General features: G+C 76.9%; 19 protein-coding genes and 1 pseudogene. 5 read left to right on the top strand and 15 right to left on the bottom strand.

The features are described 5' to 3' along the window. Position 1 precedes the first annotated feature (1 nt). The 8 genes from ABD284_RS16035 to ABD284_RS16000 all read right to left on the bottom strand — a co-directional run bounded on the left by ABD284_RS16035 (position 2) and on the right by ABD284_RS16000 (position 12,256). The gene (locus ABD284_RS16035) at positions 2-784 is read right to left on the bottom strand and encodes a hypothetical protein (RefSeq protein WP_344144102.1); all 783 of its coding nucleotides are present in this window, start codon (positions 782-784) and stop codon (positions 2-4) included. A gap of 517 nt (positions 785-1,301) precedes the next feature. Then, complete coding sequence (locus ABD284_RS16030; RefSeq protein ID WP_344144099.1) at positions 1,302-3,077, bottom strand: RAMP superfamily CRISPR-associated protein; 1,776 nt, start codon at positions 3,075-3,077, stop codon at positions 1,302-1,304. A 151-nt stretch (positions 3,078-3,228) separates the two neighbouring features. Beyond that, positions 3,229-5,094 (bottom strand): hypothetical protein, encoded by a 1,866-nt coding sequence (locus tag ABD284_RS16025; RefSeq protein WP_344144096.1) that lies wholly within the window; start codon positions 5,092-5,094, stop codon positions 3,229-3,231. After that, complete coding sequence (locus ABD284_RS16020; RefSeq protein ID WP_344144093.1) at positions 5,091-5,837, bottom strand: hypothetical protein; 747 nt, start codon at positions 5,835-5,837, stop codon at positions 5,091-5,093. Before ABD284_RS16020 ends, ABD284_RS16025 begins: the two co-directional genes overlap by 4 nt. 65 nt (positions 5,838-5,902) lie before the next feature. Then, entirely contained in the window at positions 5,903-7,684 is a 1,782-nt protein-coding gene (locus ABD284_RS16015; RefSeq protein ID WP_344144090.1) for a hypothetical protein, read from the bottom strand. Positions 7,685-7,702: 18 nt separating this feature from the next. Further along, on the bottom strand, positions 7,703-10,039 hold the full coding sequence (locus ABD284_RS16010) for a hypothetical protein (protein WP_344144089.1): 2,337 nt from the start codon (positions 10,037-10,039) through the stop codon (positions 7,703-7,705). Positions 10,040-10,919: 880 nt separating this feature from the next. Further along, complete coding sequence (locus ABD284_RS16005; RefSeq protein ID WP_311545583.1) at positions 10,920-11,252, bottom strand: hypothetical protein; 333 nt, start codon at positions 11,250-11,252, stop codon at positions 10,920-10,922. An 80-nt stretch (positions 11,253-11,332) separates the two neighbouring features. Next, the gene (locus ABD284_RS16000; RefSeq protein WP_344144085.1) at positions 11,333-12,256 is read right to left on the bottom strand and encodes a hypothetical protein; all 924 of its coding nucleotides are present in this window, start codon (positions 12,254-12,256) and stop codon (positions 11,333-11,335) included. Between the two features lie 216 nt (positions 12,257-12,472). Here ABD284_RS16000 and ABD284_RS15995 point away from each other — a divergent pair, with 216 nt between their 5' ends. The 5 genes and pseudogenes from ABD284_RS15995 (at position 12,473) to ABD284_RS15980 (ending at position 15,271) form a co-directional block, all read left to right on the top strand. After that, the gene (locus ABD284_RS15995) at positions 12,473-12,742 is read left to right on the top strand and encodes a hypothetical protein (protein WP_344144083.1); all 270 of its coding nucleotides are present in this window, start codon (positions 12,473-12,475) and stop codon (positions 12,740-12,742) included. Positions 12,743-12,985: 243 nt separating this feature from the next. Further along, positions 12,986-14,194 (top strand): hypothetical protein, encoded by a 1,209-nt coding sequence (locus ABD284_RS15990; RefSeq protein ID WP_344144081.1) that lies wholly within the window; start codon positions 12,986-12,988, stop codon positions 14,192-14,194. 109 nt (positions 14,195-14,303) lie between these two features. After that, a complete protein-coding gene (locus ABD284_RS15985) occupies positions 14,304-14,582 on the top strand; it encodes an antitoxin of toxin-antitoxin stability system (protein ID WP_344144079.1) in 279 nt (92 codons plus the stop codon). 61 nt (positions 14,583-14,643) lie between these two features. Next, positions 14,644-15,045, top strand: a pseudogene (locus ABD284_RS25810) (type II toxin-antitoxin system RelE family toxin); the annotation flags it as partial. Continuing rightward, positions 14,972-15,271 carry a hypothetical protein gene (locus ABD284_RS15980; RefSeq protein ID WP_344144077.1) on the top strand — a complete coding sequence of 100 codons (300 nt, stop codon included), beginning with the start codon at positions 14,972-14,974 and terminating at the stop codon, positions 15,269-15,271. The pseudogene ABD284_RS25810 and the gene ABD284_RS15980, both read left to right, overlap by 74 nt. Positions 15,272-15,430: 159 nt before the next feature. Here ABD284_RS15980 and ABD284_RS15975 read toward each other — a convergent pair whose 3' ends face one another. The 7 genes from ABD284_RS15975 to ABD284_RS15945 form a co-directional block, all read right to left on the bottom strand. Next, positions 15,431-16,522: a GNAT family N-acetyltransferase gene (locus ABD284_RS15975; protein WP_344144075.1), complete on the bottom strand. Its 1,092-nt coding sequence runs from the start codon at positions 16,520-16,522 to the stop codon at positions 15,431-15,433. Between the two features lie 201 nt (positions 16,523-16,723). Continuing rightward, entirely contained in the window at positions 16,724-17,956 is a 1,233-nt protein-coding gene (gene hutI / locus ABD284_RS15970; RefSeq protein ID WP_344144073.1) for an imidazolonepropionase, read from the bottom strand. Between the two features lie 180 nt (positions 17,957-18,136). Next, positions 18,137-19,594: a formimidoylglutamate deiminase gene (locus ABD284_RS15965; RefSeq protein ID WP_344144071.1), complete on the bottom strand. Its 1,458-nt coding sequence runs from the start codon at positions 19,592-19,594 to the stop codon at positions 18,137-18,139. 354 nt (positions 19,595-19,948) lie between these two features. Next, positions 19,949-21,184 carry an allantoate amidohydrolase gene (locus tag ABD284_RS15960; RefSeq protein ID WP_344144069.1) on the bottom strand — a complete coding sequence of 412 codons (1,236 nt, stop codon included), beginning with the start codon at positions 21,182-21,184 and terminating at the stop codon, positions 19,949-19,951. Between the two features lie 68 nt (positions 21,185-21,252). Then, positions 21,253-22,923 carry a urocanate hydratase gene (gene hutU / locus ABD284_RS15955; protein WP_344144349.1) on the bottom strand — a complete coding sequence of 557 codons (1,671 nt, stop codon included), beginning with the start codon at positions 22,921-22,923 and terminating at the stop codon, positions 21,253-21,255. Positions 22,924-22,948: 25 nt separating this feature from the next. Further along, the gene (gene hutH, locus ABD284_RS15950) at positions 22,949-24,496 is read right to left on the bottom strand and encodes a histidine ammonia-lyase (protein WP_344144067.1); all 1,548 of its coding nucleotides are present in this window, start codon (positions 24,494-24,496) and stop codon (positions 22,949-22,951) included. A gap of 128 nt (positions 24,497-24,624) precedes the next feature. Next, positions 24,625-25,620 carry a LysR family transcriptional regulator gene (locus tag ABD284_RS15945; RefSeq protein ID WP_344144065.1) on the bottom strand — a complete coding sequence of 332 codons (996 nt, stop codon included), beginning with the start codon at positions 25,618-25,620 and terminating at the stop codon, positions 24,625-24,627. Positions 25,621-25,627: the final 7 nt, after the last annotated feature.

Raw genomic sequence — 25,627 nt, 5'->3', positions numbered from 1 at the left:
CCTAGCTGTGCGCGTCGGCGGCGTCGAGCCCCACCGGGGGCGTCGGCTTGGGACCCGCGTGGTAGCCGGTCAACCGGTGGAAGGCCACCCCGACGGCCCCTGTTTCGGAATCCTCCGCCCAGTACTCTCGGACACTGATCCACGTGCCGACCGCGTCGGGCACCCCGCCTGCGGCGGAGGCGGGCGCCGCGGCGTCGGGCGCCGGCTCGGCGACGTCGAAGTCCTGCCAGCGCACAGGGTGGCAGGCGGTGGTGCCCGACAACTCCCGGCCGATGCTGAAGCGGATCTCGCCGTCCAGGTCGCGGCTGGAGCGCGGGCCGGCGCGCCAGCCGGTGAGCAGGAACGAGCGGTCGCGCGGGAGCAGCCACGGCGGCAGCCGGTCGGCGCCGTCGGCGTCGCGGGAGAGCCAGGCCCCTTCGGCGCCCTCCCCGATGCGGAGCTGGGCGGAGGGTGAGAACAGGTCGGCGCCGAGCAGCCGCCAGGCGTCGGAGCCGTCGGGGTCGAGCGGGGGCGCGGACAGGCGCAGCGTCTGCGGATCGGCGCAGGAGAGCCGCCAGGTGCCGCGGGGGCTGGCGCCGGTGATGCGGCCGTCGCCGAGCTCGGCCAGCAGCCACTGCGGTTCGCCGGGGGCGTGCTCATCCAGCACCGCGCTGCGCCGGCCGTGCCGGAACAGGTCGTCGAGGACGGCGGCCGCGGCCTGCGGGCCCAGGGGCGCGGTGACGACCCCGCACGGCTCGGGCGGTTGCCAGGCCGCGGTGCGGGGTGCGGCGGGCGGCGTGGTCATGGGCGGCCCTTCCTCAACGGCTGTCGCGGACCCGCGTACCGGCGCGCGGGCAGGGCCGGCGGCACCGCCGCTCGCGCCCGGTCCACCATCATCCCGGACGTACTCGAAAGCCGGGCGCCGCCGGGGGGTCGGCGCGGCGGAGGGACGGGCAGAGGCGGAGGCGGCGCTCGCCGTACGCGCGGAGCGGGTCCGGTACGCGCACGCCGCGGGGCTCCCACGGCGTGCGCAGGGGCCGGCCGCCCCTCGTCGGCGCCGGGCAGGGGTGATCGCCGTCCGGCGGCGGCGGGGGCCTCCCCCGCGGCCCGGACCGCTGAACAGGCCGTCCGCCGACCCGGGACGGTCCATCCGCCCCGCGCGCCCTCGGACACGGGTACCGCGACACGTCCGCTGCGCCCTGCTCCGGCCGTGCCCGGCGGCCGTGCAGCGGCGCGGCGGTGCGGCCGAGGCGCTTCGGGCGGGCCGGGCGCGGCCGTCCGCCGCCGCGCCGGCCCGCGGGCGGGCGGAGGCGCGGTGCCGGTCACGGTCGTGCTCCCGACCGTGGCCCGTCCGGGCCCGGGGCCAGTCGGTCGTGCAGGGCCGCGAGCCAGGGCTCGGCGGCGGCGCGGTCGGCGCCGCCGGGGTCGTCGACGGCGGCGACCAGGTCCACGGGGCGTGCGTCGCCGCCGGGGCCGCGGCGGGTCAGGCGGGCGCCGGTGACGGTGACGCGGCCGTGGCCGGCGCCGGTCCCGCCGCCGAGGGCGTCCATCGGCACCGTGCGCAGCTCACGGACGATCAGGGCGAGCAGGCCCCGTACGGCGTCGTCGGGGTCGGGCACGTCGAGGACCACCTCGGCCCGGCCGCCCGCGTGCACGTCGTCGGTGAGCAGGCTGGCGTCCACGCTGTCGCCGAAGAGCGCGTCGATGGTGACCCGGGTGGTGCGCTGGGGCGTGCCCCCGGTGAGCTCGGCGGTGCGCCGCAGCCTGATCGCGGAGGCCTGGGGCGTACCCTGCGCGTCGGCGTCGCCGCCCCACCAGCGCGCGTGCATCCGGCGCGCCGCGCTGTCGCGGGGCCATTCCTCCACCGCGGCGCCGGACTCGCCGGAGATGTCGCGCACCAGGCGCCGGCCCATCCGTTTGAACAGGGCGAACAGCGCGGTGTCGCCCAGGGTCGGCCGCCACTGCACGGCGCCGTCGCCGCCGACGGCCGGGCGGCGCAGGTGGGCGCGGTCGACCTCGCCCAGCGACTCCAGCCCGGGGGCCTCGCCGACCAGGAGCAGCCCTGGCCGGGGCGGGGCGGCCTCGGAGCCGGCGGGGGCCAGGACCGCCTCGGTGGGGCGTTCGGCCAGGCACAGGGTCATGGCCAGTTCGTCGCGACAGCGGTTGTCGGTGCCGTGCTCGTCCAGCGTGCGGGCGTAGTCCCCGCCGACGGCGGCCGCCAGGGCCGGGGCGTCCTCCAGATGTCCGGAAACGAGGGCCGACAGGGCGGTCCCGCCCTCGCCGGACGGCGCGCAGGAGCGCGCGGCGACGGCCCTGTGGGCGCGGTCGAGGCGCTGGTGCCAGGTCAGGGCGTACCAGTCGGCCCACCCCCGCGGGGTGCCGAGGTCGTGCCGGCGGATATGCCAGCCTTCGCAGACGGCGGCGCCGTAGCCGCGCGCCGTGCGCGCGCCGATGGAGACGCCGGGGCCGGTCCCGGCTCCGGCGAGCCCGTCGGCGGCCAGGGCGGCCAGCGCGAGCAGCCGGCCCTCGCGGTCGCCCTCGGCCACCTGCAGCCGCATGGTGAGCGTGAAGGCGGTGCCGGCGGGCAGGGTCTCCATCCGCCACGTGGCTCCGGGGGCGGCCGCCCCGGTGCCGGGGTCGACGCGGTTGCCGGCGCGGACGGCGACGCCGGCCTCGGCCGGAAGCTCGGCGAAGGCGTCGTCGATGTCCAGCGCGCTGGGCAGGGAGGCGCCGGTGCCGGTCTCGGCGCTGCGCGGCGCCGCCTCGCCGAAGAGTTCGGCGACCGCGCCGGCGCGGTCGTCGCCGAGGCGCTCGGCCAGGTGGTGGCGGAGCAGGCCGGCCAGCGTGGTGGCCCGCAGGCGCGGGCGGCCGGTGGCCGGGTCGCGGTCCAGCGGCGCGATGTCGGCGGCGCCGCGGGCCGTGTCGTCCGCCGACCCGATGTGGGTGTCGCTGTGCAGGCGGATCCGGCCGGTGAGCTCCCACAGCGTGACGGGCCCGCCGGCGCCTCCGGCGGCGAAGTCGAGGAGTTCCTCCCATTCGGCGTCCGCATCGGAAGCGTGCGGTGCGGCCGCCGCCCGGTCGTCGTCGGAGGCGTTCACCGGGGCCCGCCGGCGCCGTCGGGGCGCGACGCGCCGCCGTGCGCGGACCCGGCAGGGAGCCCGGCGGGCGGCCGCCCGCCGCCGGGCGGCGGCGGAGCGTGCGAGAGGGTCCGGCGCGGCCGCACACGCGTGTCCCGGAGCGCGGGGGGCGTCATCGGGCCTCCTCCCTCTGCGCGGTGTCGCGGAAGGTCCACGCGGCCGCCGCGAGCCAGGTGGCGATCAGCTGCAGCGACAGGCGCGCGACGACCTCGGGGCGTTCGGCCCAGGCCGCGGCCGCCGCGGTGGCCGACTCGCCGCGCCGCCAGGCGAGGTCGACGGGCGTCAGCGCCCTGGCGAGCTCGTCGGGGTCGGGCGACGCGTGCTCCCACCAGGCGCGCGGGGTGCGCGCCGCGCCGCCGAGCCACTCGGGCAGGGAGAGCTCGCCGGGGCCGTGCGGGACCGCGGTGGCCGCCAGCTCGGCGCGGGCGGTCTCCTGCAGGGGTGTGTGCGGCGCGGCGCCGCGGGGGTCGCCGGTGACCACTCCGGCCAGCCGCTCCAGGGTGGCCGCGGCACCCGGCGCGGGGGCCGCGGCGACCTCGCGCAGGCGGCCGAGCAGGGGCGCCGAGGGCAGCCGGGCCGAACGGCGGGCGAGGGCGCGGGCACGGGCGCGGACGGGTTCGGTGGCGGCCCGGCTGAGCAGCACGTCCTGGAGGCGGGCCACCGCGGAGCGATCGGGCTCGGCGGCCGCCTCGGCGCTCACCCAGTCGGGCTCGACCCAGGTGGGCGTGCCGTCGGCGAGGGTGACCGGCCGGATTCCGCCGCCCCCGCGCTCGGTTCCGGCGTCGGGGCGCGCCAGCGTGAAGCGCCGGCCGGGCTCGGGCCGCGCGGTGAGCGTGTGCGCCAGCGGCGGCCGGTCCTCGGGCGCGCCCCGCGGAGCGGGGACCGGGAGCAGTGCGTGGGCGCCGTGGCCGTCGGCGGCGCGGCGGCCCAGCGGGCGGGCCTCCAGCGCGCGCACCTCCTCCAAACCGATGTCGCGCAGCGCGCGCAGGCGCACCACCGACCCGGCGGCGGCGGCCCACTGCTCGGCCATGGGCCCGCGGTACATGCGGTGGTAGGCACCCGAGGCCTCCTGGTGCACGTGGGCGCCCGCGGCCTCGACGGCCCCAGGGCCGAGGAGGTCGGCGGCCGCCCGTTCCGCCGCGCGGGGAAGCGCGGCGGGGCTGGGCCGCCCCAGGTCGTCGTCGATGTAGGCGGGGGCGAGCAGCAGCAGGTCGCGGGGCTCGCCGCGGTGCCAGGCGCGGCGGCCGGCGTCGACGCGGTCGTCGAGCAGGGCGGTGCCGGACGCCGACGGCGTGACGCGGATGCCGCCCCCGTGCGCCCGGCTGCCCCCCGATCCCAGGGACAGCAGGCCGCCGGCGGCCTCCAGGACCTCCCAGACCCGCTCGGCAAGGGACTCGGCCTCCGCGCGGGTGGCGGCGCTGAGCTGCCACCGGGTCTCGAACACCTGGCCGGGTTCGAGGCTGGTCGTGAAGTAGGGGACGCCGTGCCGGCCGGCGTCGCGGCGGGCCACGCCCAGGTACTGCTCGGTGCGGGTCAGCGGAGCGGCGCGCCGGGTGAGGTCGGGGGTGACGTGGCCGGTGAGGGTGCGGTAGGCGCCGGCGGCCGAGGCGGGGGCGGCCAGCAGGTCGGCGAGGGTCCCGCCGGGGTTGCGCACGTGCCAGCAGCGCGGTGCGGGCACGGTCTGCGCGCTGCCGGTGCCGTCCTCCAGCAGCGGGAAGGCCGGCGCGAAGCGGATGGCGCGGCCGCGCGCGATCCACGGCTCGACGAGGTCCTCGCGGTCGGTGTGGCGCAGGGCGGCGGCGAGCATGCCCCGCTGCGCGCGGCCCGTGACGGCGTGGGCGGTGGTGATGCGCAGCGGGTCGTAGTCGGAGCGCACGACGAGCGACTCGGTGAGCACGTAGCGCAACCCGAGGTAGGCATGCGCGGACTCGCCCGCGCCACCGGTGCGGCCGTCGGGGTGTGGCTCGGCGATCGTCACACTCGTCTTTCTCGGACAGTCCCCTCGGTCTCGGTGCCCGCGTGGACGTCGGCCCAGGCCAGGGTGCGGGCGTGCGCGTATTCGGAGTCGGTGTCGGGCGCCTGGGCCAGGCGGGCGTCGAGCCGGCCGCGGCCGCGTCCGGCTTTGAGCCCGGCCCGGGTGAAGGCGAGCGCGGCCCGCGCCAGGCAGCGCACCTCCTCGGGTGCCGGCGTGCGGGTCCAGCGCAGCGGGGCGGTGAGCCGCAGGCCGGGGTCGACGACGCGGACGGTTCGCAGCCGCGCGTCGGCGGGCGCTCCGGAGCCGTCGATGGCCACGCCGCTCTCGACCGAGGTGAACGCGTCGGTGACGGCGCGTACGAGCGTGTTGGCGGTCCCGGGCGCGCGCTGCTCCAGGGCCCAGGCCACCGCGGCGCGAACCGGCTCGGGCGGGGTGGCGTGGGAGATGCGCAGGATCCGGCCGGGCCCGTGCCTGCGGGAGGCGCCGAAGAGCGCGTGGGCGGCGGGCAGCAGCGCGGGCTCGGCGCGGACGGCGGTGACCGCGGCGTCGCGCAGCCGGGCGGCGATGCGCTGGCGGGGCAGGTAGGGCAGTCCGTGGTCGTCGGTGACCACGTCGGAGTCCGCGGCGGTGCCCGCGGCGCTGGCCCCGGCGAAGATGGCGGGGGCCACCAGGTCGACGAGCAGGAACGCGGGCGCGGCGGCTTCGGAGCGGTCGGCGGCGGCCGTGTGCGGTGCGGGTTCTCTCATAGGCGCTCCTCCGGCGGTGGTGCACGGGCGCCGGCCGGCCGGAGCGGCGCCGGTGCTGTTCCAGGTCACGGTCGCGCCGCCCCTTCCGGTCCCTGTGCCGGGGCCGGGCGGTCGGCCAGCGGGACGTCGAGGTGCAGGTCGAGCAGGGCCAGAGCGTCGAGGAGGAGGTCGCGGGCGAAGGGTTCGGGCAGCTTCACGGGCATTCCCAGGTCGCCGCGGCGCTCCAGTTCGGGCGCGGCGTCGCGGCCGTCCTGCAGCAGCGGCGCCAGGCGCGACAGCAGCCAGGACCGCTGCTCGCTCAGCTCGTCGCCGCGGAGGCTGCCGGGCGTGCGGGGGTCGAGGTAGTCGCGCAGGAATGCGTGGAAGGCGGTGCCGGTCATGGGCAGGGCGGTCCGCCCGGGCTCGCCGGGCGCGGGCGCGCCGCCGTCCTCGCGCAGCCGCGCGACCACGCGGGCGGGGTCGTCGAAGTCGTGCGACCAGGCCACGACGTGGTCGTCGAGCCGGTGCGCGGCGCTCTTGCGGTAGCCCTTGGCCTCCTCGCACAGCGAGGCGCAGATGTCGTAGCCCACCGACAGGGGAGCGCCGACGGGCTGCACGGCGATTCCGACGCCCGCCGACGGCACCCCCGTGGTGCGCCCGGAGGAACCCGGCCGGCGGGTCCAGGGCGGGGTGTCGGCGCGTCGGGCCATGGCCGCGCGCGGGTCGCGCGGGTCGAGGGCGGCGGGGTCGGCGTCGAGCCAGTCCAGCGCGAAGCGGGTGGCGCTCCAGGCCAGCCGTGCGTCGCAGATGACGGTGAGGTCGTCGCCGGCGACCACGACCGGGCGCACCGGGACGTAGGCGGTGCCGCGCACGGTGCGCGGACGCAGCCGCCCGCCGGCGCCGTACCCGTGGATGGCGGGTTCGCCGGTGCGGTCGTCGGTGTCGATCGCACCGGCGACGGAGCGGATGAGGGCGCGGGCCAGCCCTTCGGTCAGGCGCGCGATGTCGGCGGAGACCGAGCGCATCCCCGCCGAGACGTCGGCGCCCGACTCCTGGAGGCGGGAATGGTGGGCCTTGAGCAGGTCGCCGAGGCCGTTGAAGTCCAGGTGCACCACGGCCAGGCGGCTGACGTCGCCGATCTCGCGACCGAGGTGGTCGACGTCGGTGGGCAGCTCCAGCCGCTGGGCGCCGGCGGGCGGGGCGATGCCCCGCAGCCAGTCGCGGCTGTTGGCGTCATGCCACTGGCGGGCGCGCATGCGGGCGGTGACGATGTCGCGGGCGGTGCGCTCGCGCACGGGCCCCCGGTCGCGGGTGTGGTCGAGCAGCTCGGCCGGGCGGCCGGTGATGTCGCAGGAGGCGGTGACGCCGAGCCCCTGGGCCGGCAGGTGGCCGGGTGCCGGGAGCGCGCGGGCGCTCTGCAGCGCCGGAGGCAGCAGCCGCAGCGCCTCGGCCCGGTCGGCGGGCCTGCCGGGGCCGCCGTAGGGCACGTGCGCGGTGACGGGGGTGAGGCGGTCGGAGATGTCGCGCAGCCGCCGGGTGTAGCGCCCGGTGAAGGCGCGGGCGTGCTCGGCCGCCCGGTCGGGGTCGGTGAAGTCGACGTAGAGCGCGCCGCCGGCGTCGCGCAGCACCGCGCGGTGCTCTTGAGGCACCTCGGCCAGCAGCGGGGCGACGTGCCGTCCGGCGGTGTCGGTGAGGTCGGCGACGAGCGTGGCGCGGCCGATCGCGTCGAGCAGGCGCCGGCCTTCGTAGATGAACCGCTGGATTCCGGCGAGGTCGACGCCGACGAGCACCCCGTGCGGCGGTTCGGCCGCTGCGGCCGGCGGTGCCTGCGCGTCCCCCGGCGCGGCGGCGGGTTCGGCGGCGCTCATGGGTTCGCCTCCTGGGTGTCAGAGCCTGAGTGCGGTCAGCTGGGCCTGCAGCGCGGCGCGGAACTCGGGGGTGCCCGGCTCGGCTGATACCACTCTCGGACGCCGCGTGTCCTCGTGGCCGGTGATCATCTCGGCGGGCGGCGCGGAGTCGTCGGCGGACGGCGCGCCCCCGTCGGCGCGCCACCAGGCGAACCAGTCGATGAGGTCCAGCGCCCGCCCGGGGTCGCCGTCGCCGGGCCGGTGCAGGGCCGCGGTCAGCCCGGCGGTGCCGCAGCGCACGTTGAGCAGCGCCGCAGCGGCGAAGACGTCGTGGGCCCATCCTCCGCCCCCGGTCGCCTGCTCGACGTGCAGGTCGCCGGAGGTGAAGTAGCGCAGCCGGGTGCGGCGCGGCGCGCTCAGCCCCAGGGCGCGGTCGGCGGCGGTGAGGATGAGTGTGGGCCGCTGCGGCGCGGAGTACTGGGGCAGCGCCGGGGCGCCGGCGACCGCGGTCTCGTCGACCCAGGCGGCGACCTCGGCCGGGGCGGCCAGCGCGCGCACCTGCTCGGCGGCGGCGTCGATGAGGGGCGCGTCGATCTGGCGGGCGGCGATCTCGGGGGCGACGGCCTCGGTGAGGGCACCGTTCAGAAACCGGTAGCCGCGCAGCAGGTGGCGCCACTCGACGGCGGCGGGCGGGTGGTGGCCGACCGGCCCGTGCGTGCGGCAGGACACGCGCCGGGTCAGCGGCGACACGTAGACCAGGCAGCCGCCGCTCTCGTGCGCCGCCAGCGCCAGGCCGGTGCTCATCGCCTTGGTGCCGGTGGTGATGTCGGCGACCACGGGCGCGTTCGGCCCGCGGTACAGGTCGATCTTGGCGCGGGCGCGCGCGGCGGTGTCGGCGACGTCGGCCGCGTCGACCGCGGCCTCGGCGAACTTGACGCGGTCGGGGTAGCCGCCGTGCCGCAGCCGCTGGGCCAGTCGGCGCCGGTTGAGGCTGCGGAACTCCTCGGGTTCCTCGGCGGCCAGCAGGGTGCGGCGCACACTCGCGTCCAGCGCGGGCAGGTCCTTCTCGCTCTGCCGGGTGAACAGCATGACCGCGCGGCCGGGCAGGCACGCGCGTGCGGCGCCCAGGACCGGCAGCCGGTTGCCGCCCAGGCCCGCGAGCAGCAGCGGGGCGTTCGCCGCTTCGGCGTGCTGGTCCGCCGGACAGGTGGCGGGTGCGGCGGACGCGGAAGCGCCCGGCGCCGCGGGCGCCGCGCCGTCGTCGGCGGCCGCCGTCCGCGCGGGGGGCGGCGCCGCCGGGAAGAAGCCGTCGATCAGCCGCCGCGCGGTGCCGAAGTCCCGGGAGGACAGCTCGCCGAGGCTGCGCACGTGCAGCGGCGCACCGCTGAGCTCGGGGTCGTAGGCCGCGATCTGCTCGGTGGAGCAGTCGCCCTTGGCGCCGTCGTGGACGAACAGCACCCGGGCGGCGCCGCCGAAGGCGCGCTGGGCCTTGGTCAGGGTCCACCCGGCCGCGTCGGGGATGTGCGAGGGGTCGCGTTTGACCTCGACGCAGAGCACGCGGTGGCGGTAGCGGACGATGAGGTCGAAGTCGCCGATTGCGTCGTGCTCGCTGCGCGGGTCGGGCATGACGCGGTTGCCCAGCACCTCGGCGCCGGGCACTCGGGCCAGCCGCCGGCGGAACAGAGCGAGCAGCTTCGCCTCGGTGATCTCCCCGCTGCTCAGCGGGGTGGTCCCCGCCTCCTCCCGCCCCCGGGCCCCCTGCCCTCCCGGGTGCTCCCCGCCGTCGGGCCGGGCGCCGCCGGACCGGCCGCGCAGCCAGGCCTCCTGGACGCGGGTCCGATCGCTCGGGCGCAGTTCGACGCCGTGCAGGCGGGCCAGCTCCTCGGCGGTGAGGGCGCTGCTGTCGATGCCGGTGCTGTGGCGCGTGCCGTCGGTGTAGCGCAGCGTCTCGGATGTGGCGTCGAGGTAGCTGCGCCACCCGTGGCGGTCGGGGAAGCGCTCGGCGTGCAGCAGCACCGCGTGGGCGCTCATCACCTTGCTGCCGCCGGTGTAGCACAGCCGCCAGTCGCCGCGCAGGTCGGCGGAGAGGGCGGCGAAGCGCTCGGCCACGGCGCGGAAGTCGAAGACGTCGCCGCCCACGTCGAAGCGCCGCGCGACCTCGATGGCCGGGCACAGCCGCCGGGCGGCGGCCGCGATCCGGGCGGCGCGCCGCGCGGTGTCGCTGCTGTGCACCAGCACCAGCCGGCGCGGAGCGAAGGTCAGCGCGGCCAGCAGGGCGGGGGTGGGGCTGGTGCCGGCCAGCACGACGAGCGTCGCCGGCGCCCCGTCGGCGCCGGCTCCATCGGAATCGCCGGGAAGATCCGCTCTCCGTCCCATGGGTCCATTTCACACCGTCGCGCGCCCCTGCGCGGGACGGCCGTCCGCGGCGGCAGCCGGTCGTCGCGGACGCCCAGAAGCAACACGTTTCACCCCAGTGTCCGAGAGAGGTGCTGTGTCGGAGGTGATCGCCCATACGGACCATGACCCGAGCCCCACGAACCCCGCGAAGCACGGCAACCCCTCGAACCCTCGCAACCCCAACGCTAGGCCCGTACCGGCTTCGGTGCGGGCGAACGGCCCCGCAGGCGCCTCCGCCGCCGCGACGGCCGGAAGGAGGAGCGGTGAGACAACGACGACAGGCAGGCATCCACGCGCCTACCGCACCCGGTTCTTCCCATCCTGCCCCGGTCTGTCCGGGTCAGCGGACCGGCGGCGCAGGGAGCCGGCTGTGCACCACCCGGCAGACGGGATAGCACCGACCGCCGCACGTCTCTCGCGTCGATCAGGGAAGCCCTCTGACCTCCCGGCAGACGGGACAGCGACCGCGCAGAGAACGGCCCTGACTGCTTCTTCGTCGTCCGACCCCGGTAGACGGGATAACAACGCCAGTTGTTGACGGACGCTCCCCCAGGGCCGCCTCCTCCCCGGCAGACGGAATGGGACCGGCATCGGCCCCGGTCCGGGTACCCCCGGCCAGGCCCCTGACCCCGGCCCTGACAACCAACACCTGGCTCGCCTGCGAAGATCCCCGCCAGCCCGACCCGGCAGACGGAATGGCTGGCCCAGGCGCCGGCCCGCTCCCGAGCGCCGCACAGGCACGGGCGGTTCCGGTTCGAGGGCGCGCGCCGCCCTGGGACCGGAACCGCCTGATGCCGTCCTGCCCGTCCCGGCTCCGCCCGCGCTCCGGCCGGCTTTGCGCCTCCCGGTTCCGCCGCGGTCAGCCGTTGCGGCGCCCCAGCGCCTTGCAGCCGACGATCGTGCCGTCGGAGGAGCGCACCAAATCCGTGGGCACGAGCAGGTCGGTGCGCTCGGGATGGGCGAGTGCGACGGTGGAGGAGACGATGTACCAGACCCCCAGCGCCGGTGCGGGCAGCCGTGCGCGGCCGTAGTCCTCCGAGAACACCGGAATCCCGCCGATGCGGCCGATCTCGCAGCGGTCGACGGCCACGCGAACCGGCTTGGACGCCGCCGGGCACCGGACGACGACGCGGTCGTCGGAGTCGAAGATCGTCACCTCATGCGGTGTCAGGTTGACCAGCGGAACACGCATTCTTCCCTCTCACACCCCGAGCCGGCCGAGCGAACCGAGCAGACCCAGCATGCTGCGCGATCGCCGCAGGCGGCGCCGGGTCAGTCGAACAGCAACCCGTCAAATCCCTGTTCCTGATAGTCCGCGTGCACCGGACGCGGAGACCGGGGCCGCCGGCGGTCTCGTGCGGAGGGACGTCGCCGACCGGCTGACACGCCGTCGCCGGTCGTGAGCGTGTCTACGCGCAGGGAGCCGAAGCCCTGTGCCGTGTACTTGCCCACTCCGGTCAGCTCGATCAGCTCCAGCAGTGCACCGAAGTCGGCCAGCTGCCGGCCGTCGCATCCGCGGGGCAGTGCCAGGCGCAGACCGCCCTCCCAGCCGAGGACCGTGCGCCCGGCCGGACCGGTGTGCTCGGTGGCCCGGATGGGCGCGGAGTCGTCGGGTGTGCGGCGCAGCCGCGCGGTGACCTCGTCGATGCGCCGCAGCCACGGCTCGGCGAGCTCGCGCGGCGCGAAGCGCGCGACGGCGCCGATCGCCCCGCTGCCGCTCACCCGGCCGTCGGCCGTGCGGTGGACGACGCCGAACAGCAGCCGCGGTCCCGGCCACGCCTGGAAGCTGTCCTCGCCGTCGTAGTTGCGGGCCAGGGACACGACGGGGCTGAGTGTGTGCAGCGAGGCCGTGTGGGAGAGCCGGCGGGGCTCGGTGAGGACCGCGGTGTAGTCGCGGGCGTGCACCTCGGTGACCGACAGCGGTTCCAGCAGGTGGTCGCCCACCCGGTGCACGCTGCCGACCAGGTCGGCGGGCCCGGTCTCGGGCGGGTGGTCGTCCAGCCAGGTCAGCGACCACACCCACAGGCGGTCGGCCAGGGGTTGGGGCCAGCCGTTCATGGCCCACTTCTTGGCGGCACCGTGCTCGGCGTCGGGCTGGGGCCACCAGGTGTTCAGCAGCCCGTGGCAGTCGACGGCGCGCACGGGCCGGGCGGCGTCGGCGTGGTCGCGCAGCACCAGCGTCCAGCGTCGCGGCATCGTCACTCCCCCTTAGTCGCCGAGCTGCCTCGGCCGTGGTGGCGCCTTTCTCATCAGGCCCGAGCACCCATAGCTCTCGGACAGCCCCGAGGGCGCCCGGACGCCGTCCTCGCCGGTGCGAAGGGGGCGGTGCGGCCGTCCGAGAGGTGTCGGCACACCGTCACCGCCGGGCCACGGCACAACGCGCTCAAGTGATCAGGACGGAGCCGCCCGCGCATGAGTCCCGCAGACGACCACACCGACCCGCAGAACCGCGGTGCGCCGCGTCCGCGGCCCCACGACTGGCTGGACGCCTACGTGCACTTCCGCCTCGCGGCCCTCGACCCCGATCTGGACGAGGTCCCCGAACCCGAGGAGGCCCCGGAGACCGACGCCGGACCGCACCGCCGCGACCAGCCGCCGCCGGTTCCCGAGGTCACCGCCGAGGAGCTGGCCGCCCACCTCACCCAGCTCGCCGAGCGCTACCGGCGGCGGTCCCAGCGCTGAGGGCCGCGCCGGTCTACGCCCGGCGCCCGCCGGGGCGCAGGCGGGCGAAAACTTTGCCCTTCCTTGACTCCGGGCGGGCGCGGACCCTACTTTCGTAGTGGACCACGCGCGTCGCCAGGGCGGCGTCGGCAGGCGCCAGCCGACGTGGGTGTGTCGCCGGGTGCAGCTGTCCTTCTTCTATGCACTTTCCCGGAGGAGCTGGGGAAGAGCCTCAGCCCCGTGCCCACGGGGAGAAGAAGGATCTTGAGCACGCGCTGCCTGTTCACGGACCTTTTCGGTTCGACCGCGTTCCTGCACGCGATGACCCGCGCCTTCGGCTGCGGCCGGTGCGAGCCCGCGCGCCGGCGGAACGCGCCCGAGACCCTGCAGAGCTGCGACCGCCACGCAGCGCAGTTCGACTCGGCCCTGACGCTGCTGAGCGAGAACTGCCCCTGCGCACGGCACGGCGCTTCCGCCGACTCCAAGATCACCGCGCGCATGAGCGAGGTGCACGCCGCGCTCGACGCGGGCGAGATCCCCCCGGCCAAGGTCCGCCGCCTGGTCTTCGCGCTGCGCGACGCCGAGACCGACCGCGCGTTCTCGCGGCTGCGGCTGGTCTTCCCGCAGTGGTCGGGCCGCACTCTGCGCTGTGCGTTCTCCGAGCGGCCGCGGCGCTGGGCGCGCCAGCAGGCGGTGGCCGCATGGGTGGCGCCCGGCGTCGTCGAGCAGGAGGCCCTCGCCGCCCTGATCCTTGCTGCGGGGTTCGGCCACCCGGCTGTGGACCTGCCCGACGAGCAGCCCGACGATCCGATCGACGCCGCCCTTCCCGGTGACCACGGGTTCACCCGCGAGTCGGGGGCGGTGCCGGTGGCCGACCGCGCGGGCCGCGCGGTGGCGGTCTGCCGGGAGCGCCCGCTGGTGTCGGTGCCCACCGCCGAGTACCTGCTGCGCAAACTGCAGGAGCTGGCCGAGGGCGTGGACCCGGCGCGCGCCCGCACGGCCGACGAGCTGCGCCGCGTCGGCCTGGGGCAGTCGCTGCGCGGCATGGGGCCGGAGGACCTCGCGCGCGTCCTCACCGAGGTGCTGCGCCGGCTCGCCGACCGCCTGCCCGAGCACTTCGAGCTGCTGGAGCGGGCCCGCGGCCGGGCGCGCAGCGCCCCCTACCATCCGGTCGCCGACCCCGCGCCCTCCCCCGCCGTGCCGGAGCGGCCCGAGCGCCCGCGCGCCGAACACCTGCCCGAGCCGGAGCAGGACTGGCTGCGCCGCACCGCCTGGACCCTGGTGACCCGGGCGCGGGAGAACCCGGTCTACTACGCCACCAACCCGGTCGCGGCCCTGGACCGGTTCCTCGACGCACACCTGCGTATCGTCCCCGGCGCCGTCCCCTCCGCCTGGGCACAGGCCGTCAGCGACGACGACGTCCGCGCCGACCTGCTCGACACCCTCGTGGACCTGGTCGCGGCCGTGGAGTGAGCCGACTGCACGATTCGGGCTACGAGGCGGACAGGCGGTCGTATCAGGGCCACGACCACACCTTGGTCGATGCCAGGCCCCATTGGCCACGATGGCGAATACTTGCACCATGAGCACCGAACCGGAGGAACACTCCGCCGCGGAGGCTCGCGACCGATTCGCGGACCGGGTCGACCGAGCAACCTGCGGCGACGCGGCCACCTACGTGACCCGGGGACGCGAACACGGGCGTACTGCCGCCATGGCGCCTGCCTGGCTGGTTGATGAGTACGAGGCGCTTCTGGACAAGCGGGATGCGCGCATCGCTCGGGAGCGCCTCGCCGATATCCGCGCAGGACGTGGGCAGGTGATTCCGTTGGAAGGAGTGGCCGAGGAGCTCGGCCTGTGATTCCTGCCCCTACCCCGCGCGACAAGGTCGTCATGGACGCCCGCGCCAGGACAGAGCTGCGAAGCCTCGACGGATCGTCCGCCGGATCCACGAAGCACGCTGGAAGCCGGCTGACGGCCCTCGGCCGGAAGGGCGCCTGAAACCGCAGGGAACGGACGGCCTCTGGCGCATCCGCGTCGGCGGCCACCGGATTCTGTACAGTATCGACGGCGATAGAGTCCTCGTCGGCACCGTGTCGGCCGATGGCAGGCGCGAGGCCCAGCGAGAGGCCGACCGGCCCGGCGAAGCCGCCGGGCGCCGAACAATCCCCAGCCTCCACTCTTCGTACAGGTGTATGATTCGGCCACGAGTACGAACATGCAGACCCACTACCGAAGGGACGCACCGCCGTGGTCACCGAGGTCTTCACGCTGAAGTATTGCGATCCGCACGCCGTCCGCGAGGAGAAGGTCGAGGCGACTGACGTCATCCAGTTCGCCTGGGAGGGGTCCGTCCGCGAGGTCGACGCCTGCGACGAGTGCAAGAAGGAGCACGAGACCCTCTACGAGCCGCTGGTCGACTACTCGCGGCCGGTGAAGAAGCGCCGCGCGAAGAAGAGCGACGCCGGCGACGGCAAGGCCGGCGCGGACGCCTCCGGCGACGACTCCGCCTCCTCGGCCTCCGCTGCGGACGACTCCGACGACTCCTGAACCGGTCGGCCCCCGCGCCGCCGCATCCGCAGCGGCCCCGCTGTGCCGCCGCCCGCGTCCCGCGCCGCGCGGCGGCACGGACAACGGACATGAGGCGGGGGAGGCCGGTGCCCCATTTCACCGGCCTCCCCCGCCCGCTTCTCGGAAGGGCTCCTCGGTTCAGGCCCCGGCGGCGCCGGGCTCGGTCATCAGCTCGGCCAGCCTGCCACCGCGCCTGGCGGGACCCGCGCCGGCCACCGGCAGGCGCGCCTGGACCACGCCGTCGTGCGGGGCGCCGACCGACGCGCCCATGCGGCGCATGATGCGCTGCATCCCCCGGTTGCCGGCCACGGTCTCGGCGCGGACCTCGGCCAGTCCCCAGTCGGCGGCGACCGCGGTCAGCGTCCGGGTCAGCGCGGTGCCCACGCCCTGCCGCTGCCAGGAGTCCTCCACCAGGAAGGCGACCTCGCCCACGCCCGGGTCGAGCGTGTACATCAGGTGCGCCAGCGCGACCGGCTCGCCGCCCTCACGGGGGCGCGCGAGCAGGGTCAGGCCCTGCTCCGGGTCGCAGAACAGGCCGAGCATGCTCGGCGCCAGACGCCGCATGCTGGAGAAGTAGCGGCCGCGGGTGGTCTCGGGCGAGCAGCGGGCGTGCAGCCGCTGGATCGCGTCGGCGTCGGCCGTCCGGGCCTGGCCGACGGCGAGGCCGACGCCGCCGCGGGTCGCGATGGCACCGTCGGTGGGCGCCGGTCCGGTGGGCGGCAGCACCGACCGCACCAATGCACCGGCGCGCGCCGACTCGGTCCAGGTGAAGGGCCGGTCGGGGCGCCGCAGCCGGACACCGCGCAACGGGCCCACCGGCACGAGCAGGGTGGTCTCCGGCTCCTCCGGGAACTCCGGGACCGGCCGGGTCAGGTTGGTCCACCGGGCCTCGTCGGCCATCAGCAGCTCGCCGAGCACCTCGGGCAGCCGGTTGGGCGCGCTGCGCAGCCGGGAGGTCAGCAGGAGCGCCCTGGTGACGTCGTCGCCGACCTCGCGGGGCTGTGCGGGCACGGCGCTGACCGAGTCGGTGACGCTGTGCCGGGCGACCTCGCGCAGCAGTGTGCGGTGCTCCCCCGGGACGTCGACGATGAACTCGTCCACCACGCCGGAGGCGTCGGCGTGGATCGACAGCCCGACGACGTTGCCGCCCCGGGCGGCCATCGCGCCGACCACGGCGGCCAGTCGGCCGGGGCGGTCCTCGACGGCGGTGCGGATGCGCCACAGGCTCATGCGTCTCCCCTTCGCGGGTGGGTTCGGCCCCGGGTTCGGCGCCGCCGTGCGGTGGCGCGCCGGTTCCTCTCCAGGGTGGGGGGAGCGCGTTTCGTGCGTGCTACGTCCGGTAAATTCCGCCGAAACCCCGCGTGTGCACCACTGCCCTGATCCGTCCCGATCCGCTCGCCTCCCCGTGAGGGCGGTGCGCGGTGCGTCCGGTCAGGGCCGGCCCGCCACCAGTTCGCCGTCCTTCCACACGGCCGCGACCTGGGGGACTCCGGGCCGGTAGGCCAGGTACACGGGGTTGGGTGCCTCCAGCAGGACGATGTCCGCGCGGGCGCCGACGGACAGGCGGCCGACGTCGTCCCGGCGCAGCGCCTCCGCGCCGCCGGCGGTGGCCGCCCGCACCGCCTCCTCCGGGGTCATGCGCATCTCGCGGACCGCCAGCGCGATGCACAGCGCCATGCTGGACGTGAAGCACGAGCCGGGGTTGCAGTCGCTGGCCAGCGCGACGCGGGCACCGGCGTCCAGGAGCGCGCGCGCGTCGGGATAGGGCTGGCGGGTGGAGAAGTCCACGCCGGGCAGCAGCGTGGCGACCGTCGCCGGCCCCTCCGCCGCCGAGTCGGCCAGCGCCGCCACGTCGGCGTCCTCCAGGTGGGTGCAGTGGTCCACCGACGCCGCGCCCTCCTGCACGGCCAGGCGGACCCCGGGCCCCCGGCCCAGCTGGTTGCCGTGCACGCGCGGCAGCAGCCCGCGGTCGCGCCCGGCCCGCAGGACGCGGCGCGCCTGCTCCTCGTCGAAGGCGCCGCGCTCGCAGAACACGTCGACCCAGCGGGCATGCGGCGCGCAGGCCTCCAGCATCGCGCCGGCGACCAGGTCCACGTAGCCGTCGGGGTCGTCCTCGTACTCGGGCGGGACGACGTGCGCACCGAGGAACGTCACCTCGCCGGTCAGTCGCGCGGCCGCGCGCAGGCAGCGCTCCTCGTCGGCGACGCTGAGGCCGTAGCCGGACTTGACCTCCAGGGTGGTGGTGCCCTGGGCGCGGGCCTCGCGCAGCAGCCGGGTGGCGTTGCCCAGCAGCTCGGCGTCGGACGCGTCGCGGGTGGCGGCGACGGTGGTGCGGATTCCGCCGGCCTCGTAGGGCCGCCCGCTCATCCGGTCGCCGAACTCCCGGCTGCGGTCGCCGGCGAAGACGATGTGGGAGTGGCTGTCGACGAACCCGGGCATGACGCACCGCCCGGCGGCGTCCACGCGCACGTCGGCGGCCGGTGCCCGGGAGCGCGGGCCGCACCAGGCCACCCGGCCGGACTCGACGACCAGGGCGGCGCCGGCCACCTCGCCCAGGTCGCCGGCGCCGAGCGCGGTGTCGTTGGTGACGAGGGCGCCGATGTCGTCGATCAGCACCGAGGAGACGGGGGGCACGGGGCGGGCGGGGGGTGGTGCGGTACTCATCGGCGGCGCGGCGCGCCGGGGCGCCGCGTTCCTCCCTTCGGCTGCTGGGTGGTGGATCTCGCGCGCGAGGCGCGGGCGGGCCCGGCGCCGACGTACGCGAGGCGGTCCGCGGGCGTGTTCATCGGGTCCCCTCCGCGATCGTGGCCGCCCGCGAGCGGGCGGGCCGGGCGTCGGCGGGGTTCACGGGGCCGACTCCCTGATGGCGGCGTCCAGCCGCGCCGCCGCGTCGGGCATGAGCACGTGCGCGCCCTCGCGGACGATCCAGCGGCCGTCGGCCATCACGTGGCGGACGTCGGCGGCGGCCGCCGCCCACACCAGGGCGTCGGCCGCGCGCGCGGGGTCGAACCCGGCCAGTCGGACGCTGTCGGCGGCAACGTTGACCAGATCGGCGCGCGCACCCGCGGCGATGCGCCCCGCCCCGCCGTCGCCCCCGGTGTCGGCCTCGGGCGCCCAGCCCAGTGCGGTGTGGCCGCCGGTGTGCAGCGCCTCCAGCAGGCGGTGGGCGGGCAGGGTGCCGCGGCGGCCGGTGCGCAGGCGCTCGTGCTCCTCGGCACCGCGGGCCTCGGCGAACATGTCGACGGTGCTGTGTCCGTCGCTGCCCAGCGACAGCGCGACGCCTCCCAGGCGCTCCAGCTCGGGCAGGCCGTCGGCGAGGTCGCGCTCGGTGGTGGGGCACAGGCACACCCCGGCACCGGTGCCGCGGACCAGGTCGGCGTCGGCGCCGGTGAGGTGGGTGGCGTGCACGAGCGCGGGGCGCAGGGCGGCGAGGAAGCCGGTCTCGTCCAGGACCCCGGCGGGCGTGCGCCCGTGGGCGGCCAGGCAGGCGGCGTTCTCGGCGGGCTGCTCGGAGAGGTGGATGTGGGCCGCGGCCCATCCGGCCTCGGGCGCCGCCCGGGCGATGCGGGCGAGGTCGGCGGGCGGCACCGCGCGCACCGAGTGCGCGGCGGCGCCGACGCGGGCGCGGCCGCCGACCGGCCGCAGGGCGGCGACCCGCTCGGCCCAGGCGTCGGCTCCGGCGTCGCCGAAGCGCAGCTGCGGCCCCTCCAGCGGCGTGTACCCCCTGCGGAGGTCCAGGCCGCCGGCGAGGTAGCAGGTGTCGAGCAGGGTGATGCGGACGCCGGCGTCCTCCGCGGCGGCGATGAGGGCCCGGCCCATGGCGTTGGGGTCGCTGTAGCGGACGCCGCCGGGCGCGTGGTGCACGTAGTGGAACTCGCCGACGCAGGTGACTCCGGCCAGCGCCATCTCGGCGTAGACGGCGCCGGCGAGGCGGCGGTAGGAGTCGGGGTCCAGCCGCTCGGCGACCTCGTACATCCGGCGGCGCCAGGTCCAGAAGCTGCCGCCGTCCTCGCCCGTGCGCCCGCGCAGCGCCCGGTGGAAGGCGTGGGAGTGCGCGTTGGCGAATCCGGCGACCGTGAGACCGCTCAGCCGCTCGGCGCCGTCGGGCGGGCGCGTATCGCGGGCGACCGAGGTGATCCGGCCGCCGGCGACCTCGACGAGCACCCCGGGCGCGGCCGCGCCGCCCGCCCCGGAGTGCAGCAGCGCCCACTCGCACCAGTAGCGGTCCGCCGCGGATCGCCGCGCCCCCGCGCCCCCGCTCCCCCGCGCGGCGTCCTGCCGCGCGCCGCCGGGGCCCGTCACACCTCCGCCCCCGGCATCCGCCGGGCCCGGGCCCGCGGGAGCGCGAACTTCGCGGAGCCGGCCTTCGCCGACCGCGGCTGCTCGCGCCGTGCCTCCGATGCCCGGGCCGAGACGCCGAAACGGCCCGCATACCGGCACACCGCAGCAGACCCCCCGTCATCACGCGCCCGCAGCACCCGCGCGAACGCGAAAACGGACGCGACCACCGGCCGCACCCCGGACCCACCCGCGTCCACCCGCCGGCACACCCACCCCTCGCCATCGACCCCGAAGAACATCCGCAGCCCCTCGTCCTCGTCCTCGCAGCGAAACCAACCCGTCACCGACCCCCCTACCGCGCCGCGGCCGCGCCGCTCACTCCCGGCTGCGCGGGCCGGCGCCGGTCAGGTCGGCCAGAACGTCGGCCAGCGCCGCCACACCGGCGCGGCAGTCGGCCCCGGTGGCCGCCTCCTCGGGCGCGTGGGAGGTGCCGGTGGGGTTGCGCACGAACAGCATCGCTGTGGGCACGGCGGTGGCCAGCACGCCCGCGTCGTGCCCGGCGCCGGTGGTGAGCAGTGGGAGACCGCCCGTCTCGCCGCCGACGCGGGCGGCGATGCGGTCGCGCAGCCGGTGGTCGAACTCCACCAGCGGCGATTTGGACTCCAGGAACCCGTTCACCGTCACGCCGTGCTCGGCGGCGCTGCCGCGCGCGGCCGCGTCGACCCGCTCGACCACCGCACGCAGCGCCCCCTCGTCGGCCGCGCGCGCGTCCAGCCAGGCGCGGACGCGGGACGGCACGGCGTTGGTGCCGTTGGGCGACACGCGCACCTTGCCCACGGTGGCCAGGGCGCCGTTCGCCTCGGCCGCCCGGCGCGCCTCCAGCACGGCCTCGGCGAAGGGCAGCATGGGGTCGCTGCGGTCGGCCAGGCGCGTGGTGCCCGCGTGGTCGGCCTGGCCGGAGAAGTCCAGCCGCCACCGGCCGTGCGGCCACACGGCCGAGGCGACGCCGACGGGGTCGCCGGAGTGGACCAGCGCCCGCCCCTGCTCGATGTGCAGCTCGACGAACGCGCCGATGCGGCCCAGCAGCTCGTGGTCGGCGCCCAGCCGGCCGGGGTCGAGGCCCGCCGCCTCCATCGCGCGCGCCCAGGTGACGCCGTCGGCGTCGGCGAGCCCGCCGGCGCGCTCGGGCGTGATCGCCCCGGTCAGCAACCGACTGCCCAGGCAGGGCACGCCGAAGCGGGCCCCCTCCTCCTCGGCGAACACCGTCACGGCGAGGGGGCGCCGGGGCCGCAGTCCGCGCCGGCGCAACTCGCCGATCGCGGCGAGGGCGCCGACGACGCCCAGCGGCCCGTCGTAGGCGCCCCCGTCGGGCACGGAGTCCAGGTGGGACCCGGTGACCACCGCCTCGGGGCCGGGTGCGCCCCACCAGGCCCAGAGGTTGCCGTTGCCGTCGGTCTCGACGTCGAGCCCTCGGGCGCGGGCCGCCGAGACGAACCAGCCGCGCGCCTCGGTGTCGGCGGGTCCCCAGGAGAACCTGCGGTAACCGCCGGTGATGCGGTTGCGTCCCACCGGGGCCAGCTCGGACCACAGCTCCTCGAACTCGTCGCTCATCGGCGTCTCGTCCCCCGCGTGCACATCGTCGTCCGCCGCTCGCGGCCGTGCGCCGCCGCCCGCGCCCATCAGTCCCGGTCCTCGCTCATGGGCAGCCGGATGCCGTGCTCGCGGGCGACGTCTTCGGCCTGGCCATACCCCGCATCGGCGTGGCGGATCACGCCGGTCGCGGGGTCGTTGGACAGCACCCGCTCCAGCTTGCGCGCGGCCAGCGCGCTGCCGTCGGCGACCGCGACCTGGCCGGCGTGCAGGGAGCGGCCGATCCCGACGCCGCCGCCGTGGTGGATCGAGACCCACGAGGCGCCCGAGGCGGTGTTGACGAGCGCGTTGAGCAGCGGCCAGTCGGCGATGGCGTCGGAGCCGTCGGCCATGGCCTCGGTCTCGCGGTAGGGCGAGGCCACCGAGCCGGTGTCGAGGTGGTCGCGGCCGATGGCCAGCGGCGCGCTGATCTCGCCGGAGGCCACCAGCTCGTTGAAGCGCAGACCGGCCGCCGCCCGCTCGCCCTGGCCCAGCCAGCAGATCCGCGCCGGGAGCCCCTGGAAGGACACGCGCTCGCCTGCCGTGCGGATCCAGCGGGCCAGGTGCTCGTCGTCGCCGAACAGCTCCAGCACGGCCCGGTCGGTGCGGGCGATGTCGGCGGGGTCGCCGGAGAGCGCCGCCCAGCGGAAGGGGCCCTTGCCCGCGCAGAACAGCGGGCGGATGTAGGCGGGCACGAATCCCGGGAAGTCGAAGGCGCGCGCGTAGCCGGCGGTGCGTGCCTCACCGCGGATCGAATTGCCGTAGTCGAAGACCTCGGCCCCCGCGTCGGCGAAGCCGACCATCGCCTCGACGTGGGCGGCCATGGAATCCCGGGCGCGGCGGGTGAAGTCCTCGGGGTCGCGGGCCGCGTAGTCGGCCCAGTCCGCGAAGTCCACCCCGGCGGGCAGGTAGGACAGCGGGTCGTGCGCGGAGGTCTGGTCGGTGACGATGTCGGCCGGTGCGCCGCGGCGAAGCAGTTCGGGCACGGTCTCGGCGGCGTTGCCCTGCACGCCGATCGAGACGGCGCGCCGCCGGCTGCGGGCCCGCTCGGCCAGCGCCAGCGCCTCGTCGAGGCTGTCGGCGCGCTCGTCCAGGTAGCCCTGGGCGAGGCGGCGCTCGATGCGGGTGGCGTCGCACTCGACGACCAGGGCCGCCCCGCCGTTCAGGGTCACCGCCAGCGGCTGCGCGCCGCCCATCCCGCCCAGTCCGGCGGTGAGCGTGAGGGTGCCGGCCAGGTCGGCGCCGAAGCGCTTGGCCGCCACCGCGCCGAAGGTCTCGTAGGTGCCCTGCAGGATGCCCTGGGTGCCGATGTAGATCCAGGAGCCGGCGGTCATCTGCCCGTACATGGTCAGGCCCAGCGCCTCCAGGCGGCGGAACTCCTCCCAGTTCGACCAGTCGCCGACGAGGTTGGCGTTGGCGATGAGCACGCGCGGGGCCCACTCGTGGGTCGGCAGCACGCCCACGGGGCGGCCGGACTGCACCAGCAGCGTCTCGTCGTCGCCCAGTTCGCGCAGCACGGCGGTGATGCGGTCGAAGCTCGCCCAGTCGCGCGCGGCCCGGCCGCTGCCGCCGTAGACGACCAGCCGGTCGGGGTGCTCGGCCACCTCGGGGTCAAGGTTGTTGTGCAGCATCCGCAGGGCGGCCTCCTGGGGCCACCCCTTGGCGGTGCGGGCGGTGCCGCGCGGAGCGCGCACGGTCCGCGGTGCCGAGCCGGTTCCCATGGTCATCGCTGTCCTTTCGGACGGGTCAGGCGAGCGGTGCGACGGCGTCGGCCGCGGCGCGGACGGAGCCGTCGGTGATCAGCGCCGCTGCGGCGGCGATCTCGGGCGCAAGGTGGCGGTCGGGACCGGGCCCGGGCACCGCGGTGCGCAGCGTGTCGCGCACGGCGGCGGTGGCCGGCGCGGGTTCCAGCGGCGCGCGCAGGTCCAGCGCGCGGGCGGCGGTGACCAGTTCGATCGCCAGCACGCTGGTGAGCGCCTCGACGGCGCGGCGCAGCTTGCGCGCGGCGGACCAGCCCATCGAGACGTGGTCCTCCTGCATGGCCGAGCTGGGGATGGAGTCGACGCTGGCGGGGACCGCCAGCCGCTTCAGCTCGGAGACCAGGGCGGCCTGGGTGTACTGGGCGATCATGTGGCCGGAGTCCACGCCGGGGTCGTCGGCGAGGAAGGCGGGCAGCCCGTGCGAGCGGGCGACGTCGAGCATCCGGTCGGTGCGGCGCTCGGCGATGGAGGCCAGGTCGGCGACCGCGATGCCGAGGAAGTCCAGCACATATCCCACCGGAGCGCCGTGGAAGTTGCCGTTGGACTCCACCCGGCCGTCCTCCAGCACCACCGGGTTGTCGATCACGGCGGCCAACTCGCGCTCCGCAACGGACTCGGCGTGGGCGAGGGTGTCGCGCACGGCTCCGGCGACCTGCGGCGCGCAGCGCAGCGAGTAGGCGTCCTGCACGCGGGCGCAGTCGGGACCGCGGTGCGAGGCGACGATGGGCGACCCGGACAGCAGCGTGCGCATGTTGGCCGCGGCGGCCGCCTGTCCGGGGTGCGGGCGCAGGTCCTGCAGGTCGGCGGCGAAGACCCGGTCGGTGCCCAGCAGCGCCTCCACGCTCATGGCGGCGGTGATATCGGCGACGCGCAGCAGCTCGGACAGGTCGGCGCAGGCCAGCAGCAGCATGCCGAGCATGCCGTCGGTGCCGTTGATCAGCGCGAGGCCCTCCTTGGCTGCCGGCTCCACCGGGCGCAGGCCCGCGTCGCGCAGCGCTTCGGCCGCCGGGCGCCGGTGGCCGCCGGCGTCGCGCACCTCGCCCTCGCCCATCAGCGCCAGGGCCACGTGGGACAGCGGGGCGAGGTCGCCCGAGCAGCCCAGGCTGCCGTACTCGTGCACGACGGGGGTGATGCCCGCGTTGAGCAGCCCGGCGAGCGCCTCGGCGGTCTCGACGCGGACTCCGGTGCCACCGCTGGCCAGAGTGCGCAGCCGCAGCAGCATCAGCGCGCGCACCACCTCGCGCTCGACCTCGGCTCCGGCGCCGGCGGCGTGCGAGCGGATGAGGGAGGCCTGCAGCCGGGTGCGCAGGTCGGCGGCGATGTGCCGGGTGGCCAGCGCCCCGAACCCGGTACTGACGCCGTAGGCGGGCGCGGGGTCGGCGGCCAGGGCTTCGACGCGTTTGCGCCCGGCGGCGACGGCGGCGCGCGCGCCGTCGGTCAGGCGGACCGTCGCGCCGCGGCGTGCCGCGGCGACCACGTCACCGGGGGCGAGCCCCGAGGGGCCGATGTCGATCGAGGTGGGCATGGCCCCCATTGCACGCGGTTCGCGAGCTGCGGCGCGACCCCCGGCACCCAGGTTCTGTCCGAGTTTTCAGACTCCTCGGCTGAGCAGGCCCGCGGGTGGGCCGGGGGGCGACGGCGCCGGCGGCCGGGGCCTCGGGATCAGCCGCTCTCGACGAGCAGGGGCGCCTGCGCGGCCGCCGGAGCGGGCGCTCCCCCGGCCCGCTGCGGCGCCAGGGGCCCGGTGCCGACGGGCGCCGCGGCGGCCACCTCGCGCAGGGCCGCCAGCCCGCGGACGACGGCGGGGTGCTCGGCGCTGCCGCTGCGAAGGCAGGCCAGGATCGACCGCGTGGGCACGGAGCGCCCGTCCAGCGCCATCCGCACGACCGGGTGCTCGGTGGCGATGGGCAGCAGCCGCGGCACCAGGGCGATCCCCATCCCGTGCGCCACCAGCGCGGTCGCGCCGCTCCAGTCGGTGGCCCAGTGCACGATCCGCGGGGTGAACCCGGCGGCCGCGCAGGCGACCTGCACCACCCGGTAATGGCTGCAGGCGCCGCCGGGGGTGATCCAGTCCTCGCGGGCGGTCTCGGCCAGGGAGACGCTTGCGCGGCCGGCCAGCGGGTGGTCGGCGGGCAGCAGCAGGTCGTGCGGCTCCTCCAGTAGGAGGCGCTGGTCGAACCGGGAGTCCTCCGCCGAGGCGACCGTGGGGTCGGGCACGAAGACGGCGAGGTCCATGGTGCCCGCCAGCAGCATGTCGAAGCACTCGCCGGCCTCGGCCTCGGTCACCGACACCGTCAGCCCCGGGTGCGTGCGGCGCAGCAGGCCCGCGGCCGGCGCCAGCAGCGTGGCCACGCCCGTCGGATAGCCCGCCAGGCGCAGCGGACCGGCCTCGCCCTCGGCGTGGCAGGCGAGGTCGGCGACGGCCTGCTCCCAGCGGGTGCTGAGCGCGTCGGCGTGGTCGAGCAGTACGTGGGCGGCCGATGTCAGCCGCACCCGCCGGCCCTCCGGCTCCAGCAGGGTGACGCCGAGGTCCCGGGCGAGCTGGCGGATCTGCTGGGAGACCGCCGAGGGGGTCAGGTGCAGCGCCTCCGCCGCGCCGGTGACCGTGCCGTGGTGGTGGACCGCCCGCAGGACGCGCAGCCGCCGAAGGTCGAACATGTAGGCG

Source organism: Streptomonospora arabica (genome assembly GCF_039531585.1).
GTDB classification, from domain to species: domain Bacteria; phylum Actinomycetota; class Actinomycetes; order Streptosporangiales; family Streptosporangiaceae; genus Streptomonospora; species Streptomonospora halophila.
This window is presented reverse-complemented; position numbering and strand designations above follow the sequence as displayed.

Excerpts from the sequence above, each read along its gene's own strand:
- ABD284_RS15945 (WP_344144065.1), bottom strand. The coding sequence starts at position 25,620 with ATGTTCGACCTTCGGCGGCTGCGCGTCCTGCGGGCGGTCCACCACCAC.
- ABD284_RS15960 (WP_344144069.1), bottom strand. The coding sequence starts at position 21,184 with ATGAGCGACGAGTTCGAGGAGCTGTGGTCCGAGCTGGCCCCGGTGGGA.
- ABD284_RS15975 (WP_344144075.1), bottom strand. The coding sequence starts at position 16,522 with ATGAGCCTGTGGCGCATCCGCACCGCCGTCGAGGACCGCCCCGGCCGA.
- ABD284_RS15995 (WP_344144083.1), top strand. The coding sequence starts at position 12,473 with ATGAGTCCCGCAGACGACCACACCGACCCGCAGAACCGCGGTGCGCCG.
- ABD284_RS16035 (WP_344144102.1), bottom strand. The coding sequence starts at position 784 with ATGACCACGCCGCCCGCCGCACCCCGCACCGCGGCCTGGCAACCGCCC.
- hutU (WP_344144349.1), bottom strand. The coding sequence starts at position 22,923 with ATGGGAACCGGCTCGGCACCGCGGACCGTGCGCGCTCCGCGCGGCACC.
- ABD284_RS16020 (WP_344144093.1), bottom strand. The coding sequence starts at position 5,837 with ATGAGAGAACCCGCACCGCACACGGCCGCCGCCGACCGCTCCGAAGCC.
- ABD284_RS15985 (WP_344144079.1), top strand. The coding sequence starts at position 14,304 with ATGAGCACCGAACCGGAGGAACACTCCGCCGCGGAGGCTCGCGACCGA.
- ABD284_RS16015 (WP_344144090.1), bottom strand. The coding sequence starts at position 7,684 with ATGAGCGCCGCCGAACCCGCCGCCGCGCCGGGGGACGCGCAGGCACCG.
- ABD284_RS16000 (WP_344144085.1), bottom strand. The coding sequence starts at position 12,256 with ATGCCGCGACGCTGGACGCTGGTGCTGCGCGACCACGCCGACGCCGCC.
- ABD284_RS16005 (WP_311545583.1), bottom strand. The coding sequence starts at position 11,252 with ATGCGTGTTCCGCTGGTCAACCTGACACCGCATGAGGTGACGATCTTC.
- hutH (WP_344144067.1), bottom strand. The coding sequence starts at position 24,496 with ATGGGGGCCATGCCCACCTCGATCGACATCGGCCCCTCGGGGCTCGCC.
- hutI (WP_344144073.1), bottom strand. The coding sequence starts at position 17,956 with ATGAGTACCGCACCACCCCCCGCCCGCCCCGTGCCCCCCGTCTCCTCG.
- ABD284_RS16010 (WP_344144089.1), bottom strand. The coding sequence starts at position 10,039 with ATGGGACGGAGAGCGGATCTTCCCGGCGATTCCGATGGAGCCGGCGCC.